Source organism: Microbacterium sp. cx-55 (assembly GCF_021117345.1).
Classification (GTDB): Bacteria; Actinomycetota; Actinomycetes; order Actinomycetales; family Microbacteriaceae; genus Microbacterium.
In genome coordinates this window covers 1,565,593-1,585,114 of the sequence record NZ_CP088261.1, presented here as the reverse complement: position 1 = coordinate 1,585,114, position 19,522 = coordinate 1,565,593, and the positions used below count along the sequence as shown (strand labels likewise).

General features: G+C 68.8%; 17 protein-coding genes and 1 tRNA gene. 16 read left to right on the top strand and 2 right to left on the bottom strand.

Annotation, left to right across the window (positions count from 1 at the left end):
* Positions 1-15 precede the first annotated feature (15 nt).
* Together LQ938_RS07425 and LQ938_RS07420 are read left to right on the top strand one after the other, a co-directional pair.
* Positions 16-867 carry a transposase gene (locus LQ938_RS07425; protein WP_223721249.1) on the top strand — a complete coding sequence of 284 codons (852 nt, stop codon included), beginning with the start codon at positions 16-18 and terminating at the stop codon, positions 865-867.
* A 104-nt stretch (positions 868-971) separates the two neighbouring features.
* Entirely contained in the window at positions 972-1,631 is a 660-nt protein-coding gene (locus LQ938_RS07420) for a hypothetical protein (protein WP_223721250.1), read from the top strand.
* Between the two features lie 28 nt (positions 1,632-1,659).
* On the opposite strand, the gene LQ938_RS07415 is transcribed toward LQ938_RS07420, so the two are convergent.
* Positions 1,660-1,742 (bottom strand) — tRNA-Leu (locus LQ938_RS07415).
* A 147-nt stretch (positions 1,743-1,889) separates the two neighbouring features.
* On the opposite strand from LQ938_RS07415, the gene LQ938_RS07410 reads away from it, so the two are divergent.
* Positions 1,890-2,504, top strand: coding sequence for an ANTAR domain-containing response regulator (locus tag LQ938_RS07410; protein WP_223721251.1), 615 nt, complete (start codon positions 1,890-1,892; stop codon positions 2,502-2,504).
* A gap of 119 nt (positions 2,505-2,623) precedes the next feature.
* Here LQ938_RS07410 and LQ938_RS07405 read toward each other — a convergent pair whose 3' ends face one another.
* Entirely contained in the window at positions 2,624-3,055 is a 432-nt protein-coding gene (locus LQ938_RS07405) for a hotdog fold thioesterase (RefSeq protein WP_223721252.1), read from the bottom strand.
* 63 nt (positions 3,056-3,118) lie between these two features.
* Here LQ938_RS07405 and polA point away from each other — a divergent pair, with 63 nt between their 5' ends.
* From polA to LQ938_RS07340, 13 genes are all read left to right on the top strand, one after another.
* The gene (polA, locus tag LQ938_RS07400; protein WP_223721253.1) at positions 3,119-5,758 is read left to right on the top strand and encodes a DNA polymerase I; all 2,640 of its coding nucleotides are present in this window, start codon (positions 3,119-3,121) and stop codon (positions 5,756-5,758) included.
* A gap of 42 nt (positions 5,759-5,800) precedes the next feature.
* Positions 5,801-7,474, top strand: coding sequence for a DUF885 domain-containing protein (locus LQ938_RS07395; protein ID WP_223721254.1), 1,674 nt, complete (start codon positions 5,801-5,803; stop codon positions 7,472-7,474).
* Positions 7,475-7,546: 72 nt separating this feature from the next.
* Positions 7,547-8,584: an LLM class flavin-dependent oxidoreductase gene (locus LQ938_RS07390; RefSeq protein ID WP_223721255.1), complete on the top strand. Its 1,038-nt coding sequence runs from the start codon at positions 7,547-7,549 to the stop codon at positions 8,582-8,584.
* Between the two features lie 17 nt (positions 8,585-8,601).
* Positions 8,602-9,957, top strand: a complete 1,356-nt coding sequence (locus LQ938_RS07385) for an MFS transporter (RefSeq protein WP_223721256.1) — start codon at positions 8,602-8,604, stop codon at positions 9,955-9,957.
* A 4-nt stretch (positions 9,958-9,961) separates the two neighbouring features.
* Positions 9,962-10,729, top strand: coding sequence for an SGNH/GDSL hydrolase family protein (locus LQ938_RS07380; protein WP_223721257.1), 768 nt, complete (start codon positions 9,962-9,964; stop codon positions 10,727-10,729).
* A gap of 82 nt (positions 10,730-10,811) precedes the next feature.
* On the top strand, positions 10,812-11,069 hold the full coding sequence (locus LQ938_RS07375) for a DUF6458 family protein (protein ID WP_223721258.1): 258 nt from the start codon (positions 10,812-10,814) through the stop codon (positions 11,067-11,069).
* A complete protein-coding gene (locus tag LQ938_RS07370) occupies positions 11,066-13,639 on the top strand; it encodes an excinuclease ABC subunit UvrA (RefSeq protein WP_223721259.1) in 2,574 nt (857 codons plus the stop codon). The genes LQ938_RS07375 and LQ938_RS07370 overlap by 4 nt, the downstream gene beginning before the upstream one ends.
* A gap of 148 nt (positions 13,640-13,787) precedes the next feature.
* Complete coding sequence (locus LQ938_RS07365; protein ID WP_223721260.1) at positions 13,788-14,657, top strand: helix-turn-helix transcriptional regulator; 870 nt, start codon at positions 13,788-13,790, stop codon at positions 14,655-14,657.
* A 2-nt stretch (positions 14,658-14,659) separates the two neighbouring features.
* Positions 14,660-15,439: a siderophore-interacting protein gene (locus LQ938_RS07360; protein WP_223721261.1), complete on the top strand. Its 780-nt coding sequence runs from the start codon at positions 14,660-14,662 to the stop codon at positions 15,437-15,439.
* Positions 15,440-15,560: 121 nt separating this feature from the next.
* Complete coding sequence (locus tag LQ938_RS07355) at positions 15,561-16,556, top strand: ABC transporter substrate-binding protein (RefSeq protein WP_223721262.1); 996 nt, start codon at positions 15,561-15,563, stop codon at positions 16,554-16,556.
* 92 nt (positions 16,557-16,648) lie between these two features.
* A complete protein-coding gene (locus tag LQ938_RS07350; protein WP_442922922.1) occupies positions 16,649-17,629 on the top strand; it encodes an iron chelate uptake ABC transporter family permease subunit in 981 nt (326 codons plus the stop codon).
* Entirely contained in the window at positions 17,629-18,696 is a 1,068-nt protein-coding gene (locus tag LQ938_RS07345; RefSeq protein WP_223721264.1) for a FecCD family ABC transporter permease, read from the top strand. Before LQ938_RS07350 ends, LQ938_RS07345 begins: the two co-directional genes overlap by 1 nt.
* Positions 18,697-18,829: 133 nt before the next feature.
* Positions 18,830-19,507 carry a hypothetical protein gene (locus LQ938_RS07340; protein ID WP_223721265.1) on the top strand — a complete coding sequence of 226 codons (678 nt, stop codon included), beginning with the start codon at positions 18,830-18,832 and terminating at the stop codon, positions 19,505-19,507.
* Positions 19,508-19,522: the final 15 nt, after the last annotated feature.

Here is a 19,522-nt window from a genome sequence, read left to right as displayed (position 1 = left end):
CGGCAGAATGAGAACATGGCCGGCATCGAGGACGAAGCGGATGCGGTGGCCGCCGCGCTCTACGGTCTTTCGCCCACCCAGTTCACGGCCGCGCGGAACGCGGCGGCGGCATCCGCATCCGGAGCTGCGGCTTCGACGATCAAGGCTTTTCGGAAGCCCGCGGTCTCCGCATGGGCGGTGAACATCCTGGTCCGCGAGGGGCAGCTCGCCGAGGCCATTGAGCTCTCGGCCGCCCTCCGCGACGCGCAGGATGATCTGGACGCGAAGGAGCTCACGCAGCTGGGTCGGCAGCGCCGACAGCTCGTCGCGTCGCTCGCGAAGCGGGCGGCGGACCTCGCCCAGGCGGCGGGCACGCCCCTGAGTCCGTCGGCCAGAGACGCGGTCACCCAGACCATCAACGCGGCCGTCGTGGATGAGGTGGTCGCCGCGGCGGTGCTGACGGGCCGGCTGCTCGCACCGCTCGAGGCGGGCCAGCTCGACGGTGAGGCCGTGAGCGAGTACGTGGCCGGCTCGGCGCCCGACGGCGCAGCTCGGGCGGCGAGCCCGGTGCGGAACGACCTGGCCGAGCGCCGCGCGCGGAAAGCGGCGGAAGATGCGGCGCGAACAGCGGAGCACGCGGCGTCCGCCGCCGTGCGCGACGCGGAGCGAGCCGACGCACGGAGCGCGAAGGCGGAGGAACAGGCGAGGTCCTTGCGCGCGCGAGCCGACGACCTGCGCGTCGCGCTCGATCGTGCCGTGGCGGATGCGGAGGCGGCTGCATCCGACGCCGAACGCCTGCGCCGGGAGAGCGCCGAGGCACGATCGCGCGCGGGTGCCGCGGAGCGGGAAGCCGAGCGAGCGCGGAACGCCGTACCGTGGCGACCCTGATCCCGCCGACACGCCCGGCGGGCGTCAAGTGGAGCTCGGCGTGCGAGAGTGCGGCGCGATGACCGCTCCTTTACGTCCGTGGTCGAGTGCGCTGAACTGGCCCCATGCGCTCCTCTACACCGATCCCGGGCAACCCGTGGCCGCACGACATGGCCCTCACCGTCGACGATCGTCCACAGCACCTGATCGAGATGCTGTGGATCCGCGAAGCGCACGCCCTGCGGCCTGACGTCCTCCCGCTCCTCCCTCTGCTGTCCGACGCCCCGCAACCCGCCGCGGTGCAGGTGGATGACTCCACGAGGTCGACGTGGCGGGACGCCTGGCCTCGGATCTGGGCTGAGGTTCTCGCACACGCGGGGCAGAACCCGGACCCCGCAGTCTTCGATCGTCTGAGTCACACGGCGTCCGGCTCACCGGAACGCCAGTCGCTCCTGGACGAGATCGTCGGCCCGAGTTGGGCAGGCGAGTTCGGCTCAGACGCCCTCACCGATCCGTCCTATGTCTCTTGGGATCGAGAAGGAACGGATCGGTACCTTGCCGCGCTGACACGCGGGCACGACGGGACCCCGGAACGGCGCGACCTCGACGCGCTCGTTCCTGCCTGGCGCGCGGGGCTGACCACCGTGGTGAGCATTCCGTGTCAGGGGCAGTACACGCGCAGGTTGAGCGCCACTGCGCTCCTCGTCACGGAAGAGACGCGCTCCGACAGCGCGCACTACCGGCAGGCCCTGACGTGGTTCGCGACAGGCGCAGCCCCGCAGTGACGGCGCATCGCCGCGGATACCAGAGAAGTACCGGTGGTGGGAGTCGAACCCACACGCCCTTTCGGGCAACCGAGTTTGAGTCGGTCGCGTCTGCCATTCCGCCACACCGGCACGCGGCAACTGAGTCGCACGCCGCCATCGAGACTAGCGCAGGTGCGCACCGTCCTCGGGGCGTGGGCGCGGATGCATCCGGAACCCGATCCGCCCCGCGCGCGCGTGCACGCCGCGCCGTGACAGGCCGTGCCGTAGGATTCAGGAGTGACTGACCTGGATGCCCCCGCCAACACGCCGTCCGCACCCCGCCGCGTGGTGGTCGCAGAGGACGAGTCGCTCATCCGTCTCGACATCGTCGAGATCCTGCGCGACAACGGTTTCGACGTCGTCGGCGAAGCCGGAGACGGTGAAACCGCCGTGCAGCTGGCGACCGACCTCCGCCCTGACCTCGTGATCATGGACGTGAAGATGCCGCAGCTCGACGGCATCAGCGCCGCCGAGAAGCTGAGCAAGAACCACATCGCTCCCGTCGTGCTGCTGACCGCGTTCAGCCAGAAGGAGCTCGTCGAGCGGGCCAGCGAAGCCGGCGCTCTCGCGTACGTCGTGAAGCCCTTCACGCCCAACGACCTGCTGCCCGCGATCGAGATCGCCCTCGCCCGATACGAGCAGATCATCACGCTCGAGGCCGAGGTCGCCGACATGGTCGAGCGCTTCGAGACCCGCAAGCTCGTCGACCGGGCCAAGGGTCTGCTTAACGAGAAGATGGGCCTCAGCGAGCCCGAGGCCTTCCGCTGGATTCAGAAGGCATCCATGGATCGCCGTCTCACCATGCAGGACGTCGCGAAGGCCATCATCGAACAGCTGGCCGCGAAGAAGTAGTCCCTCCCGACCGCGAAACGGGATCCGGGCGCCGAGACAGCGGGGTAACCCCACGGTCTCGGCGCGAAGATCCCGTCTCGCGGAGAGAAGGCCGCAAGACCCGCTCGCGCCACAGAGCCTCAGCGCTCGGCGGGCGCGTCCTTGATGAGGTTCGTGATGCGGATGGTGGAGCACCGCCGACCCTGATCGTCGCTCACGACGATCTCGTGCACCGTCATCGTGCGGCCCAGGTGGATCGGCGTGCAGACGCCCGTGACGTGACCAGACGTCGCGGACCGGGTGTGCGTCGCATTGATGTCGACTCCGACGGCGAGCTTGCCGGGGCCGGCGTACAGGTTCGCCGACATGGAGCCCAGCGACTCGCCGAGCACGACGTAGCCGCCTCCGTGGAACAGGCCCACCGGCTGCGTGTTGCCCGCCACCGGCATGGTCGCCACGGCACGATCGACCGTCAGCTCGACCCACTCGAAGCCCATCTTGTCGGCCAGTGCGCCGTTGCCGCGCTGCATGGCCCAGGCGATCCCATCGAGCGGGGGCGTCGTTTCGGTCATCGCGGCAGGTCCTCGCTTCCTCGCCCGTGTCGTGGTGTCTGCGCCGCTGATTAGGCTGGCAGGGTGACGGACTCCGCAAAGCCTACTCTTCTGGTCGTCGACGGCCATTCGCTCGCGTTCCGCGCTTTCTACGCGCTGCCGGTCGACAACTTCACGACCAAGGACGGTCAGCACACGAACGGGGTCTACGGCTTCCTGTCGATGTTCGTGAACCTCTTGAAGGCCGAGAACCCGACCCATGTGGCAGTCGCTTTCGACACCTCACGCGTGTCGTTCCGCACCCGCGAGTACCCGGCCTACAAGGCGACGCGCAGCGAGACCCCGCCCGAGTTCTCCGGCCAGATCCCGCTGCTGCAGGAGTGCCTGCGCGCGATGCAGATCACGGTGCTGACGAAAGAAGACATCGAGGCTGACGACATCCTGGCGACCCTCGCGACGCAGGGCGTCGAGGCGGGCTACGACGTGCTCGTGTGCTCGGGCGACCGCGACTCCATCCAGATGGTGAACGACGAGGTCACGCTGCTCTACCCGAGTGTGCAGGGCGTCTCGCAGCTCAAGCGCTACACGCCCGAGACGGTGCAGGAGCGTTACGGAGTGCCGCCCGCCCAGTACCCCGAGATCGCAGCCCTCGTGGGTGAGACGAGCGACAACCTGCCCGGAGTTCCGAAGGTCGGCGAGAAGACGGCGGTGAAATGGCTCACCCAGTACGGCTCGCTCGACGAACTCCTCGCCCACGCCGACGAGATCAAGGGTGTCGTCGGCGGCAACCTCCGCGACCACATCGATGATGTGCGCCGTAACCGCGCCCTCAACCGGCTTCTCACCGACGTCGAGCTGCCGGTCACTCCCGCCGACCTCCTCCGCCAGCCGATCGACACGCAAGCCGTGCGCGACATCTTCGCCCGGCTCGAGTTCCGCACGCTCCTCCCGCGCGTGTTCGAGGCGACCGGAACCGACGCCTCCGAGGGCTCGGCGACGACCGCACCCTCGGTCGCCGTCCCGCAGGCGAGTGAGACGGATGCTGCCGCGCTCACCGCGTGGCTGGAGTCCGACTCCGATGAGCGCGCGCTGACGGTCACAATCGAGAACGGTCTTCCGGCGCGCATCGGAATCGCCACGACCGAGTCGGTGGTCGAAGCCACCTGGACGGAGGAGATCTCCGCGGCGATCGCGCCCTGGCTCGCCTCCGCGGCCCCGAAAGTGCTGCACGACGCGAAGGGTCAGGTCAAAGCCCTGCACCGCGCGGGGGTGCGCCTGCACGGACTCGCGTTCGACACGCTGATCGCCGGATGGCTGATCCGCCCGAGCTTTCCTGACAAGACCCTCGCAGACCTCGTCGACCGCTACCTCGGCGAGAAGCTTCCCGAAGCCGACCCGGCGCAGCTCGTCCCCGAGACCGAGGGGGCGACTCCCGGGCAGCTGGCCTGGTTCGTCCTCCGCGTCGGAGCCGCGCTCCGCGCCGAGGTCACCGGACGCGTGGCCGAGGTGCTCACCGACATCGAGCTGCCGACGCTCGTCACTCTCGCCGACATGGAGCTCGCCGGCGTCGCCGTCTCGCACGAGAAGCTGTCGACGTTCTCGGCCGAGCTCGGCGCACGCGCGGAACGCATCGCGCAAGACGCGTTCGTCGCGATCGGCCGCGAGGTGAACCTCGGGTCGCCCAAGCAATTGCAGGAGGTGCTGTTCGAAGACCTCCAGCTGCCGAAGACCCGCAAGACCAAGACCGGGTATTCGACGGATGCTGCCGTGCTCGCGGATCTGCAGGACTCGAACCCGCATCCGTTCCTCGATCTCCTGCTGCAGCACCGCGAGGCGACGAAGCTGCGTCAGATCATCGAGTCCCTCGACGCCGCGATCGGCGCCGACGGGCGCATCCACACCACGTACCTGCAGACGGGCTCCCAGACCGGCCGGCTCTCCAGCACCGACCCGAACCTGCAGAACATTCCGATCCGCAACGAGGAGAGCCGCCGCATCCGCTCCTCGTTCGAAGTCGGCGCGGGGTACGAGACTCTGCTGACCGCCGACTACTCGCAGATCGAAATGCGCATCATGGCGCATCTGTCGGAAGATCCTGGTCTCGTCGAAGCGTTCCGCTCGGGCGAAGACCTGCACCGGTTCGTCGGTGCACGCGTGTTCGGCGTCGACCCGGCTGATGTGACGCCGGCGATGCGCACCAAGGTCAAGGCCATGTCGTACGGGCTCGTGTACGGGCTGTCGGCGTTCGGACTGTCGAAGCAGTTGCGCATCGAACAGTCCGAGGCGAAGCAGCTCATGACCGAGTACTTCGCCCGGTTCGGCGCGGTGCGCGACTACCTCCGTTCCTCGGTCGAGCAGGCGCGGATCGACGGGTTCACCGAGACGATCTTCGGGCGCCGCCGACCGTTCCCTGACCTCGCCAGCCCCAACCGGGTGCTTCGCGAGAACGCCGAGCGCGCGGCGCTGAACGCCCCCATCCAGGGCAGCGCCGCCGACATCATGAAGATCGCGCTGTTCCGCATCCACGAGGAGTTCCGCGCCCAGCAGCTCTCTTCCCGGGTGCTCCTGCAGATCCACGACGAACTCGTGGTGGAAGTCGCGCCGGGGGAGTGGGACGCCGTAGAACAGATCGTTCGCCACCGGATGGGCGACGCAGCCACCCTCACCGTGCCGCTCGATGTGCAGATCGGTCATGGCACCGACTGGAACATCGCCGGTCACTGACCCGGGTTGGCCGGTCACCCCGGCCTGCGTAGGCTCGATGGCATGACGGAACCATCGCGCATCCCCACCTCGATCGATGAGATCGCCGAAGAGTGGGTCGACACCGTGGCAGAACTCGCCCCGACGGTCGCGACCTACATCGGCCGATTCGAGCACAACGGACGGTTCGGCGACTACTCGCCCACCGGTGCGGAGCGGTACGCCGAGGCAGCACGCGCGGCACTCGAGCGCCTCGACCGCGCCATCCCGGTCGACGCGATCGACGCGGTCACGAAAGAAGACCTGGGCCGCGAACTGCGACTGGATCTCGAGCTCCACGCGGCGAACGCGTCGCTGCGTGATCTGAACGTGATCGCCTCGCCCGCCCAAGACATCCGCTCGGCGTTCGACCTCATGCCGACCGACACGGTGGAGGACTGGGCCGTCATCGCCCAGCGCCTCGGCGGCGTTCCGGCAGCGATCGAGGGATACATCGAGACCCTGCGTGCCGGCATCGCTGCAGGCGTGACGCCGGCACGCCGCCAGGTGTCCGAGGTGGCGACGCAGATCGACCGGTACACCGCCGACAACGGCTTCTTCGCGGTGTTCGTGGCGGACGCGGACCCCGCCGAAGGTCACCTGCCTGCCTCGCTCGCACGGGAGCTCGCCGACCAGTCGGGAGCCGCACGCGTGGCGTACGACACGCTGGCCCAGTTCCTCATCACGGAGCTCGCCCCGGTCGCCTCCGAAGAGGATGCGGTCGGTCGCGAGCTCTACGCACTGCACTCCCGCCGTTTCCTCGGGGCGACGATCGACCTCGACGAGACGTACGAGTGGGGGGTCGAAGAACTCGCGCGCATGGTCGCCGAGCAGGAGTCGATCGCTCACGAGATCCTTCCGGGGGCTTCGGTCGAGGAGGCCGTGGCGTACCTCGAGTCCGACGATTCGCGCAAGCTGCACGGCACGGACGCGCTTCGCGAGTGGATGCAGGCGACCAGCGACCGGGCCGTCGCCGAGCTCGGCCGCACGCACTTCGACATCCCCGAGCCGATTCGCCGACTCGAGTGCATGATCGCGCCCACGCAGGAGGGCGGCATCTATTACACCGGCCCGACCGACGACTTCTCCCGCCCGGGACGCATGTGGTGGTCGGTTCCCGAGGGGGTCACGTCGTTCGACACCTGGCGGGAACTCACGACGGTCTATCACGAGGGCGTTCCCGGTCACCACCTGCAGATCGCGCAGGCCGTGTACAACCGCGGGCAGCTGAACTCGTGGCGCCGATTGCTCGCCGGCACGTCGGGTCACGCGGAGGGCTGGGCGCTCTACGCGGAACGACTGATGGAACAGCTCGGCTATCTCGATGACCCCGCCGATCGGCTGGGCATGCTGGATGGCCAGCGGATGCGGGCGGCCCGCGTCGTCCTCGATATCGGCGTGCACCTGAAGAAGCCGCGCCTGGACGGCACGGGCGTGTGGGACCACGAGTACGCCTTGGACTTCATGCGCCGCAACGTCAACATGTCCGACGAGTTCATCCAGTTCGAGGTCAACCGCTACCTCGGCTGGCCGGGACAGGCGCCGTCGTACAAGGTCGGTCAGCGCATCTGGGAGCAGATCCGAGACGACACCCGTGCGGCGCAGGGCGACGCGTTCTCAATCAAGGACTTCCACAAGCGCGCTCTCGATGTCGGCGGTGTGGGCCTGGACACCCTGCGGTCGGCGCTGCAGTCCTGATTCGACCCGCCGACGCGGAATAGCGCGTGCGCCACGCCCGTTACATGCACGTGAATCGAAAGTGAGGGCGGCATGAGCGCTGCAGTGGAGTTCGGGCTCGACACGTTCGGAGATGTCACCGCCGATGAGAGCGGCGCGCTGCTCACCGACGCGCAGACCATCCGGAACGTCGTCGACCAGGCGGTCCTCGCCGACGAGGTGGGGTTGTCGTTCTTCGGCGTGGGGGAGCACCACCGTCGGGAGTTCGCGGTGTCGGGCCCCGAGATTGTGCTGTCGGCGGCCGCGGCCCGCACCCGTAACATCCACCTGGGCACGGCGGTCACCGTGTTGTCCTCGGATGACCCGGTGCGACTGTACGAGCGGTTCGCGACGCTCGACGCCATCTCGAACGGGCGGGCCGAGGTGATCCTCGGGCGCGGGTCGTTCATCGAGTCCTTCCCGCTGTTCGGCTTCGACCTGCAGGACTACGAAGTGCTCTTCGAGGAGCGGCTCGATCTGTTCAGTCGGCTGATGAACGAGAAGCCGGTGACGTGGTCGGGAACCACCCGTGCCGGCCTCACAAACGCCGATATCTTCCCGAAGACCGAGAACGGCATCCGCGCGTGGGTCGGCGTGGGCGGGTCGCCCGAATCCGTGCTCCGCACGGCGCGCTACGGGTTCGGCCTCATGCTCGCCATCATCGGCGGACCCGCCTCCAGTTTCCGCCCGTACGTCGATCTCTTCCACCGCACTCTGGACGGTGCCGGCCGTGATCGTCTGCCGGTGGGCGTGCACTCGCCCGGGCACATCGCGGACACCGACCAGCAGGCCTGGGATGAGGCGTATCCGGCGATGGAGGTCAACCGCAACGCCATCGGCCGCGACCGCGGATGGCCGCCGTACAGCCGGCTGCAGTTCCAGCACGATGTCGGTCCGGGCGGCGCCATGTACGCCGGGTCGCCGGAGACCGTCGCGCGGAAGATCGCCGAGACCGTCCGCACGCTGAAACTCGACCGCTTCGACCTCAAGTTCTCGAACGGCACGTTGTCGCACGAGCGGATGCTGCACTCCATCGAGCTGTACGGGTCGAAGGTCGTCCCGCTTGTGCGCGACATGCTCGCCGACGACTGATCGATCGAGGATCCGCGATGACTGCTCCTTCCGTGCTGCCGCTCGGCGAACGACTCGACGACCTTCCCTTCACCCGCAAGCATCTGAAGGTGCTGACCGGGTCGGGTCTCGGCTGGGCGCTCGATGCCATGGACGTCGGCATCATCTCGTTCGTGATCGCCGTGCTCGCCCAGCAGTGGGACCTCGTGCCGGCGGAGACGAGCCTGATCGCGTCGATCGGGTTCGTGGGGATGGCCGTGGGAGCGAGCGTCGGGGGTCTCCTCGCCGACCGGTTCGGTCGACGGCAGGTCTTCGCTGTGACCCTTCTCGTCTACGGGATCGCCACAGGTGCCAGCGCACTGGTCGGCGGGCTCGCCGCGCTGCTGGTGCTGAGATTCATCGTCGGTCTCGGCCTCGGCGCCGAGCTTCCCGTTGCCTCCACCTATGTGAGCGAGTTCGCACCGGCGCGGATGCGGGGCCGACTCGTCGTGCTGCTCGAGGCCTTCTGGGCGATCGGTTGGACGGCGGCCGCCCTCATCGGCTACTTCGTGATTCCCGCGTCCGCTGATGGCTGGCGGTGGGCGTTCGCGCTCGGGGCAGTGCCGGCGGTTTATGCGCTCATCGTGCGCTGGGGCCTGCCGGAGTCGCCGCGCTGGCTCGCGTCCCGCGGCCGGTACACCGAAGCCGACGACATCGTGACCGCTCTGGAGCGGTCCGCGGGTCACCTGAGCACATCGCCGCCGCTGGTCGTGGCGCCCGTGGCGCCGGCCGCATCCGCCCGCGATCGACTCGCGGCTCTGTGGGCGCCCGGTCTCGGTCGCCGCACCGCGAGCCTCTGGATCGTCTGGTTCTGCGTGAACTTCTCGTACTACGGCGCGTTCATCTGGATTCCCACGATCCTTGTCTCGCAGGGCTACGACCTGGTGCGGTCGTTCGGCTTCACGCTGCTGATCACGCTCGCCCAGCTCCCCGGCTACCTCGTCGCCGCGTGGGCGATCGAGCGGTGGGGTCGGCGGATCACTCTTGTCGTGTTCCTCGCGGGGTCCGCCGTCTCCGCCGTGCTGTTCGGGGTATCGAGCGGGGAGGTCATGGTCATCGTCACCGGAATGTCGCTGTCCTTCTTCAATCTCGGGGCATGGGGTGCGCTGTACGCCGTGACTCCCGAGACCTACCCCACACCGCTGCGGGCGACCGGCAGCGGGTGGGCGGCCGGCATCGGACGAATCGCCTCCATCCTCGCCCCGCTGTCGGTGCCGCCGCTGCTCGCGCTCGGCGGCGCACCGCTCCTGTTCGTGGTGTTCGCCGCGTTCTTCGTGATCGCGGGGGCTGCGACCTTCGGTCTCGCCGACCGTCGTGGCCGCGCGCTCGATGAGCAGTCGCCGGCCCTAAGCTGAGCCGGTGCCTGCACCCTCTATCCGCTACGTCGCGATCGGCGATTCATTCACCGAGGGCGTCGGCGACGAGCTGCCCGACGGGACCGTTCGCGGCTGGGCAGACATCGTCGCCCAGGGATGGGCGGATGCGGTGGGTGAGCCGATCTCATACGCGAACCTCGCCATCCGCGGGAAGCTCGTCTGGCCGATCGTCGAGGAGCAGCTCGAGCCCGCACTCGCGCTGCGCCCGACCCACCTGTCGTTCAACGGCGGGGGCAACGACATGCTCCGGCCGCGCACGACGATCGCTCACGTCGCCGACGCGTTCACGCGTGTGCTCGAGCGGTGCGACGCGGAAGGCGTCCGGGTGATCCTGTTGTCGGGCGCGAATCCGTCGGCCCACCTGCCGATGGGCCGCCTCGTGCAGCGCCGCGGCGACGAGCTCTCGGTGGCGGTCGTCGACCGGATCGCTGGCCGCGACGACGTGTTCCGCGCGTTGAACTGGCCCGACGACGAGCTTTCGCGGCCGGACTACTGGTCGGAAGACCGCTTGCACATGAACTCTCGTGGACACCACCGCGTCGCGGCGCGGGTGTTGACCTCTCTCGGCCACACTCCGCCGCACGACTGGTGGTCGCTGACCGAGGAGGACCGCTCGGTGCGGCTCCGCGGAGCCGCGTACTACCGCACTCACGTCGGCCCGTGGGTGCGTCGGCGTCTGACGGGTCGGTCCTCGGGCGACGGACGGCTGCCGAAGTTCGGGCAGTGGACGCCCGTGAGCCCCGTCGCCTGAGCGCGCTGTCAAGCCCCGGGAGCGTGTCTGACCCGTCCGCCATGATGGCGTCGTACCGTTCGCCAGCTATCAGGAGGCCACTGTGAGTATCGGTGGGGGCATCGCCCTATTCGTCATCGGAGCAATTCTCGCCTTCGCCATCAACGTCGATGTCCCGGGTGTGAACCTCGACCTGATCGGCTACATCCTGATGGGCGCCGGTGCGGTCGTCTTCGTCATCGGCATCGTGCTGCTCGCGCGTCGCCGCCAGACCGACACCGTGACCCGCACGGCCGTCGACCCGACCGCCGGTGAGCGCGTCACGCGCCGCACCACGCGTTCGACCGACGACACGGTGTGACGCCCGCTCACGAGAGCGGTGTCCGCGTCCGTGGGGCGCGGGAGCATAATCTCCGGGATGTCGCGGTCGACATCCCGCGCGATGCGCTCGTTGCCTTCACGGGCGTTTCCGGTTCCGGAAAGAGCTCGCTCGCGTTCGGCACGCTGTACGCCGAGTCCCAACGCCGCTACTTCGAATCGGTCGCACCCTACGCAAGGCGTCTGATCGAGCAGGTCGGTGCGCCCGACGTCGATGCGATCGACGGCCTCCCGCCCGCGGTCGCCCTCCCGCAACAGCGCTCGGGCGGCACGGCACGATCGACGGTCGGCAGCGCCACCACCATCGCGAACGTCGTACGGATGCTGTTCTCCCGCGTCGGTACGTACCCGGATGGCGCGCCCATGCTGCTGGCAGAGGACTTCTCCACGAACACGGTGCAGGGCGCCTGCCCCACCTGCCACGGTCTCGGTCGCGTGTACGACGTGCCCGAAGAGCTCATGGTTCCCGACGAAGGGCTGTCGATCAACGACGGCGCGCTCGCGGCATGGCCGACCGCGTGGCACGGCAAGCAGCTCCGCGACAGTCTGATCTCACTCGGCTACGACCTCGACATCCCCTGGCGGGATATCGCGCCCGATCAGCGCGAATGGCTGCTCTACACGGATGATTCTCCGCAGGTGCCGGTCTTCACCGATCGCCCTCCGGCAGAGGTACGACGGGCGGTCGCCGCCGGGCTCGAACCGCGCTACATGAGCACGTTCCTGGGCGTAAGACGCTACGTGCTGGACACGTTCGCGAACTCGAAGAGCGCCCGGATGCGGGAACGCGCGGCCTCGTTCATGGTGAGCGTCGAGTGCCCGACCTGCCACGGCACTCGGCTGAAGCCCGACGCTCTCGCGGTCACCTTCGAGGGCAGTGACATCACGCAGGTGTCGTCGATGACGCTCGACGATCTGGCGGCGCTGATGCGTCGCGTGCAAGAGCCGGACTGGATCCCGAGCGCGTCCGTCGCTCGCGGTGAGGCGCTGGCCCCCGAGCAGCGTCTGGCGGCGCAGCGTCTCATCTCCGAGCTCCTCGTACGCGTGACCCCGCTCATCGACCTCGGGCTCGGATATCTCTCCCTCGACCGGACGACGATCACGTTGTCATCGGGGGAGCTCCAGCGCATGCGCCTCGCGACCCAGGTCGTTTCGCGATTGTTCGGCGTGGTCTTCGTCTTGGACGAGCCGTCCGCGGGGCTGCATCCGGCCGACACCGAGGCGCTGCTGCGAATCCTCGGCACGCTGAAGGACACCGGCAACACGGTCTTCTTCGTCGAGCATTCGGTCGACGTCGTCCGTCACGCGGACTGGATCGTCGACATCGGTCCGGGCGCCGGCGCGGCCGGCGGCTCGGTGCTGTACTCCGGTCCGCTGGAGGGCCTGCGCGGCGTCGAGCAGTCCGTCACCCGCCGTTATCTCTTCGCGGATGCGGACACCCCGCGGACTGAGCGCCGGCCCCGCCGGTCGGGTGACGCGCGCCTGGCGCTCGAGAACGTGAGCCGGAACAACCTGAGCGAGCTGTCGGTCACGTTCCCCCTCGGTGCGCTGACGGCGGTCACCGGAGTCTCGGGGTCCGGCAAGTCGAGCCTGGTGAGCCAGGCGCTTCCCGACCTCCTCCGCGAGAGTCTGGCCAGCGACGTGGGCGAGAGTGCCGCGGGCGAGACCGAGACAGCATCCGCCGACGATCCGTTGCTCGGTGCCGCACCGATTGTCACCTCCGGACGGGCGACCGGACCGGCGGATCGACTCCGCCGCGTTGTTCAGGTCAGCCAGAAGCCCATCGGCCGCACGCCCCGGTCGAATGTCGCGACCTACACCGGCCTGTTCGATCGAGTGCGATTGTTGTTCGCCGCAACGCCGGAAGCGCGCCGACGCCGCTACAACGCAAGTCGCTTCTCATTCAATCTGCCGAGTGGTCGCTGCCCCACGTGCAAGGGGGAGGGGACGATGGAGGTCGAGCTGCTCTTCCTGCCCACCGTGCAGGCACCGTGCGCGACGTGCGGCGGTTCACGGTACAACCCGGAGACGCTCGAGATCGAGCTGGCGGGGCACACGATCGCCGACGTCCTGTCGCTGAGCGTCACTCGTGCGCGCGAGGTCTTCGCGGACGACCCCGACGTGTGCCGCCACCTCGATGCGCTCCTCGACGTGGGCCTCGGGTACGTGTCGCTCGGTCAGCCGGCGACCGAGCTGTCCGGTGGTGAGGCGCAGCGCGTGAAGCTCGCGTCCGAGCTGCGTCGTGCCACCCGTGGCGACACGCTCTACCTTCTGGATGAACCGACCTCCGGGCTGCATCCCGCCGATGCCGACCGCTTGATCACCCACCTCCAGCACCTCGTCGACGGCGGCAACACGGTCATCATCGTCGAGCACGACATGCGCATCGTCGCGGAGGCCGACTGGGTCATCGACATGGGTCCCGGCGCGGGAGCGGCCGGCGGCACCGTGGTGGCCGAAGGCACGCCCGAGTCCGTCGCGGCGCACCCGTCGAGCCCGACCGGGCCGTACCTCACGGCGGCGCTCGAACGACGCAGATCGCTGCGGGCCTGATCCGCCGCTGACGCGCAGCGCGGGGCGCGACGCGCACGTTCCCGACGCGCACGTTCCCGACGCGGACGTTCACGACGCGCACGTTCACGACAGCGCGCAAGCGTCGTCACCCACGACGAGTAGACGGATCGCGTTACACTCGAGCCCGATGCTTGATTCTGGACACGCAGCGGCGGCGGATGCACCATCCGACGCAGACCCGTCATCAGCGCCGGATGACGTGACGCATGCCCTGACCCACGAACCGTGGCTCCTGACGACGCAGTCGATCGTCAGCACCAGCCACGAGAAGTGGACCGACGGGGTGCACGATGAACACGAGCTGATCTTCTCCGATAGCGGCGTGCTGACCGTCGAAGCAGACGGACGGCTGTGGGTCACCCCGCTCGGACTGGGGATCTGGATCCCCGCCGGAACCACCCACCACGTCACGGCCGAACCCGGAACATCGTTCTACGTCACGTACTTCTCGGCCGATCGCGTCACCGTCCCGTGGCAGATCGCCACCGGGATCGGCGTCACACCGGTGCTGCGGGAACTGCTTCTCGCCAACAAGAACGCCGAGCTGACGACCGACGTGCGGATGCGGATCCAACAACTGGTCGTCGACCTGCTCGCGCCCGTCCGCTCCGCCACGCTCGACGTGCACATGCCCCGGAGCGCCGAGCTGAGGGCGATCGCGGAGAAGATCGCCCAGAACCCCGCCGACAGCGGCACGAGTGACGAGTGGGGCCGGACGATCGGGGTGAGCGGACGCACCGTGAACCGCGGGTTCGAGCGCGAAACCGGTTCGAGCCTGACGCAGTGGCGCATCAACGTGCGGATGCGGCGCGCCCTGATCGACATCGCCGCGGGCCAGTCCGTGATCACGGTCGCGCGGAACGTCGGGTACACCAACTCGAGCACCTTCATCCAACTCTTCCGACAGGCCACGGGCCACACGCCTGCCGCCTACTTCCGTTCCTTCGGCGCAGCGACCTCCGGCCGTCGCGACGACACCCCCACCCAGGAGAGCTGACCATGGCATTCTGCGAGCCCGCGGCGGTCGTCCGCACGACACGACTGACCCCCTCCGCCATCCGCGTGCGGTTGCGTGCCGTCGGAGACTGGCGCTGGCACACCGACGGCGGTGGCGATGAGCGCATCGACCTCGCGTTTCCCCGGCCAGGAGAGCGGGATGCGGACGTCGCATTCTTCAACGACCGCGAGTACGGGCACGCCCCGACCGACGACGAACCGCCGTGGCGCCATTACACCGTGCGTGCGGTGCACGACGACGGACAGGAACTCGACATCGACTTCGTCGTCCACGAGGGCGGAGTCGCGTCCGGCTGGGCCGAGAACGCCGAGGCCGGCGACATCGTCGGCGTCTTCCACGGCGGACCGTCTCGGTCGTACTACGCGCCGCCGGCGGACAGTCAGTGGCAGTTGCTCGTCGCCGACGCGACCGGGTTGCCGGGACTCGCGCGCATCGTGGAGGAACTCCCCGCCGGAGCCCGCGCCCGCGCCATCGTCGAAGTCCCGGGGGAGCAGGACCGACAGGAGATCCCCACACGCGGAAACGTCGAGTGGACGTGGATCATCGGATCCGGCGGACGCACCAGCGCGTTGCCCGCCGCGGTGGCGGAGAGCGATGTGCCGGATGGGCCCGGGTACGCCTGGATCGCGTGCGAGGCGGCGGCGGCGCGGCGCGTGCGGTCGCACGTGCGTATGGCGTGGGGGCTCAGCCGGGACCGCCACCGCGCCGTGGGCTACTGGACCGCGGGCGCGAGCGGACACGTGGAGCAGGATCGGGACTGACTCACCGTACGAGGCGGCTGTCAAGAAAAAGGTACACATTGTCCAACTAGCGCAATGGGGACACGGTTACGATCGTGGAGTAGGTAAGGCTTACCTAATCTTCGCTGAAATGAGATCGTTCATGCCCCGCACCGCTTCCGTCGGCGCCCGTATCGCCCTGCCCATCGCTCTCGCGTTCACGCTCGTCGGCCTGACGGCCTGCACGCCCGCCGACACGGCGCCCGATGCATCGGCCGCAGCATCCGAGACTCGTACCGTCGACACCGCCTACGGCGACGTCACCGTGCCCGTCGAACCGCTTCGCGTCGTCGCGGTGTCGTACGACACGCCCTGGCAGCTCGCTGCGGTCGGAGTCACCCCGGTGGCGATGCAGGACTACTCGGCGTACGCGGACTCGTTCACGGCCGCACAGCAGGATCTCATCGCCAGCGCGGACACCGTCGGCGCCTTCTTCGATCTGAACATCGAAGCGGTTCTCGCCGCCGAACCCGACCTCATCGTCGGCGACGTCCTGGAGATCGACGAGGCGACGTACGAAAAGCTCTCGCAGATCGCGCCCACCGCCATCTTCGAGGGCGAGTACCGCGGCGACTGGCGGGCCATCGGAGCGAGCGTGGCGGATGTCGTCGGCCACGCCGACGAGTTCTCCGCCGCCGAAGCCCTCTACGAGGACGAGCTGGCGCGGGTGCAGGACGAGTACGCCGACGTGCTGGCTCGCCCCTGGGCGGCGATCGGCGACGGCGACGTCGAGGGCGGGTTCTCGGTGCTCTACCCGGGCGGCGCCGTCGGCGCCCTGTTCTTCGACGACCTCGGCGCGGCGACCACACCCAGCATCCCCGCCGAAGAGGACGGCGACAAAGGCTGGATGTACATCTCACCCGAGTTGACCACGTCCGTGCTGGGCGAGGCGGAGATCATCGTCACCGGCGCGAACCCCGCAGGGGAGTTGTCTGCATCGCTGGCGGGCACGGTGCAGACGCCGCTGTTCACCGCGCTCCCCGCCGCCCAGTCGGGCAGCGTGTACGGCGTCTGGTCGAGTGTGACCGACTACGGCACCGCGCTCGACTGGCTGCATTCGGTCGAACAGACCGTTCTCATCCCCGAGTCGGCGAGCTGACAATCGCCCCGTCGACGTCGGCCGTCGGGCGCCTCCCTCGCGCCCCTGCCCCCACGAGAGTGCGGGGGGCAGGGGCGCGGTCGAGCCTGCTGATCGTGCTCGCCGGAGTGCTCGCCGTGACCGTCGTCGGGAGTCTCGCGGTCGGTGCGCGCTACATCCCGCCGGGCGAGGTCGTGCGAACTCTCATCGACGCCGCGCAGGGCCGCGGATCCGGAGAGGTGTACGAGATCGTGGTCGGCCTGCGTCTCCCGCGCGCCTTCATCGGCGCCGCCGTCGGCGCGGCGCTGGGCGTCGCGGGAGCGCTCATCCAGGCGCTGACCCGCAACCCGCTCGCGGATACCGGCATTCTCGGGGTGAACGCGGGTGCGGGATTCCTCGTCACCGTCGGGATCGGCTGGTTCGGGGTAGGCAACATCCAGGGATATGTCTGGTTCTCCTTCGCGGGCGCCGCCGCGGCGACGATGCTCGTCTTCGCCATCGGCTCCCGCGGCCCCGCGGGCGCGACGCCCATTCGCCTGACCTTGATCGGGGTCGCACTGGGGGCGATGCTCAGCGGAATGTCGAGCATGATCTCGCTTCTGAACCCATCCGTCTTCGACGGGATGCGGTTCTGGGGAGCAGGCAGCCTCACGTCGCGTGACGAGCACGTGCTCTGGGCCGTCCTTCCGTTCATCGCGATCGGGCTCGTCATCGCCGCGCTCGTCGCCGCGCCGCTGAACGCCGTGGCTCTCGGCGAGGACCTGGCCCGGTCCTTGGGTGCGAGTGTCGTTCGCACGCGGGTTCTGGTGATCGTCGCTGTGACGCTCCTGGCCGGGGCCGCTACGGCCGCGGCCGGCCCGATCGCGTTCCTCGGGCTCATGGTCCCGCATGTCGTCCGCTGGTTCGTCGGGCCCGACCAGCGGTGGATCATCGCCTACACCGCGGTGTGCGCACCGATTCTGCTGCTCATCGCGGATGTCGTGGGGCGGGTCATCGTGCCGCCGCAAGAACTGCAGGTCGGCATCATCACGGCGTTCATCGGCGCTCCGGTGCTCGTGCTGCTCGCGCGCCGCAGGAAGATCACCGGGCTGTGATGCGCGGGAACGGAACGCGTCGTGCGCCGCTCGTCATCCGCACGGCGGGGAAGGGAGCGCTGCCCGCGTTGTCGGCGCGGGTCGACGTCAGAACCCTGGCGCTCTGCGTACTGCTGGCCGCGGTGACCGGCGTGTTCTTTCTCGTGGCGCTCAGCGTGGGCGATTACGTCCTCTCGCCCGTCGATGTGTTGGCCACCTTGGGCGGAGGCGGTTCGCCGCAGGCGCGTCTGGTCGTCGGGGAGTGGCGCTTGCCGAGGGCGCTGCTGGCGATCGTCATCGGAGCAGCCCTGGGAATGAGCGGAGCGGTGTTCCAGTCACTGACCCGAAATCCTCTCGGCAGCCCCGACATCATCGGGTTCACGACGGGGGCGTACACGGGCGGGCTCGTCGTCATCCTGATCTTCGGCGGCGGGTATTTGCTGACCGCGATCGGTGCGGTGGCGGGCGGTGTGGTGACCGCACTGCTGGTCTACGCGCTCGCGTACCGCGGCGGCATCCAGGGGTTCCGGCTGATCATCATCGGTATCGGCGTTTCGGCGACACTCGCGTCGGTCAACAGCTGGCTGTCGACCCGCGCCGATCTCGACGATGCGATGCAGGCCGCGGCGTGGGGGAGCGGCTCCCTGAACGGGGTCGGGTACGACCAACTCTGGCCCGTACTCGGTCTCCTCGCCGTGGTGTGTCCGGCGCTGCTCGCGCAGGCGCCGGCGCTCCGCCAACTCGAACTCGGCGACGACCTCGCGCAGGCCCTCGGGGTCCGCGTCGAGGCCGTCCGCCTGAGAGCTCTACTGTGCGGAATCCTTCTCGTGGCGATCGCGACCGCCGCCGTCGGTCCCGTCGCATTCGTTGCACTCGTGGCACCGCAGATCGCCGCGAGACTGCGCGGCAGCGCGACGATTGCGCTGATTCCCGCCGGCCTCACCGGTGCGATCATCCTGTTGTGTTCGGACATCGCCGCCCAGCGCGCGTTCGCCCCGACCCAACTCCCGGTGGGAGTCATGACCGTCGTCGTCGGCGGGGCGTACTTCGTCTGGTTGCTTATTCGGCAGAACAGACCCACGGGCTGATCACGGGTCATCGCCCTGAATCCACCGCGGACAACACAGGATGCGCCGTGAACGCTCATAGGCTGACGTCGTGCTCCGTGCTTGCCCGCACTCCACGCGTCCTCGGGACATGCGGGTCCGTCGCGCCCTGGTTATGGTCGCTGCCATCGCACTGGCCGCGTCGATCGCGATCACCGTTTTCGTGGTGCGGGTGGGCGAGTCCTCCGATGGCAAGGTCTCCATTCTCATCGACACGTTCGACTCGCATCGGCTCCTGACGCTTGCCGTGCTGGTCGGCTTCAGCGCACTCGCCGCGGCGTTGTGCGCAATCCCGGCGCGTCGGTGGTGGCTCTTACTTCTCGTCCCCGTACGAACTACAGCGCTTTCGGCGGCCGTCCTCGCGGGCGGCTTCCTCTGGGTGACGTCGTCAGTGACCGTCGTGCCTCTCGTAAGTGCGGGGCGCGAGACGGGCTACGTGGTCGCGGAGAAGTCATTTCTGCTCGCGGGAGGCGGAGTCGTATACCGAACGGATGGCATCTACGTCACAGCCGTCGCAGACACCTCCGGAGACGACGGCTACCACCCGTTCTTCGACGGCGCGTACACGGTCGCGGAGAAGGACGGGTCCCTGCAGGTCTGGTACCGGATCGATCAGAGTGACGGCATCGCCCCGCCCCCGAAGGGCGTCCCCGCGTTCACGCTGCCCATCCTCGTCGGCGAGGAGCCCGGCACCTGCGGGATTGCGCCATCCGCGCGCCATGCGCATACGCCTGCGCTGGTGCTCGTCCCGGCTCCCGGCGTCGAGGCGCGGCTAACCTTCGCGACGATCTGACATAATGTACATTAT

Bases quoted from the DNA above. Each gene is read 5' to 3' on its own strand.
- LQ938_RS07425 (WP_223721249.1), top strand. From the start codon at position 16: ATGGCCGGCATCGAGGACGAAGCGGATGCGGTGGCCGCCGCGCTCTAC.
- LQ938_RS07420 (WP_223721250.1), top strand. From the start codon at position 972: ATGCGCTCCTCTACACCGATCCCGGGCAACCCGTGGCCGCACGACATG.
- LQ938_RS07405 (WP_223721252.1), bottom strand. From the start codon at position 3,055: ATGACCGAAACGACGCCCCCGCTCGATGGGATCGCCTGGGCCATGCAG.
- LQ938_RS07395 (WP_223721254.1), top strand. From the start codon at position 5,801: ATGACGGAACCATCGCGCATCCCCACCTCGATCGATGAGATCGCCGAA.
- LQ938_RS07365 (WP_223721260.1), top strand. From the start codon at position 13,788: ATGCTTGATTCTGGACACGCAGCGGCGGCGGATGCACCATCCGACGCA.
- LQ938_RS07345 (WP_223721264.1), top strand. From the start codon at position 17,629: ATGCGCGGGAACGGAACGCGTCGTGCGCCGCTCGTCATCCGCACGGCG.
- LQ938_RS07355 (WP_223721262.1), top strand. From the start codon at position 15,561: ATGCCCCGCACCGCTTCCGTCGGCGCCCGTATCGCCCTGCCCATCGCT.
- LQ938_RS07390 (WP_223721255.1), top strand. From the start codon at position 7,547: ATGAGCGCTGCAGTGGAGTTCGGGCTCGACACGTTCGGAGATGTCACC.
- LQ938_RS07385 (WP_223721256.1), top strand. From the start codon at position 8,602: ATGACTGCTCCTTCCGTGCTGCCGCTCGGCGAACGACTCGACGACCTT.
- LQ938_RS07340 (WP_223721265.1), top strand. From the start codon at position 18,830: ATGGTCGCTGCCATCGCACTGGCCGCGTCGATCGCGATCACCGTTTTC.
- LQ938_RS07360 (WP_223721261.1), top strand. From the start codon at position 14,660: ATGGCATTCTGCGAGCCCGCGGCGGTCGTCCGCACGACACGACTGACC.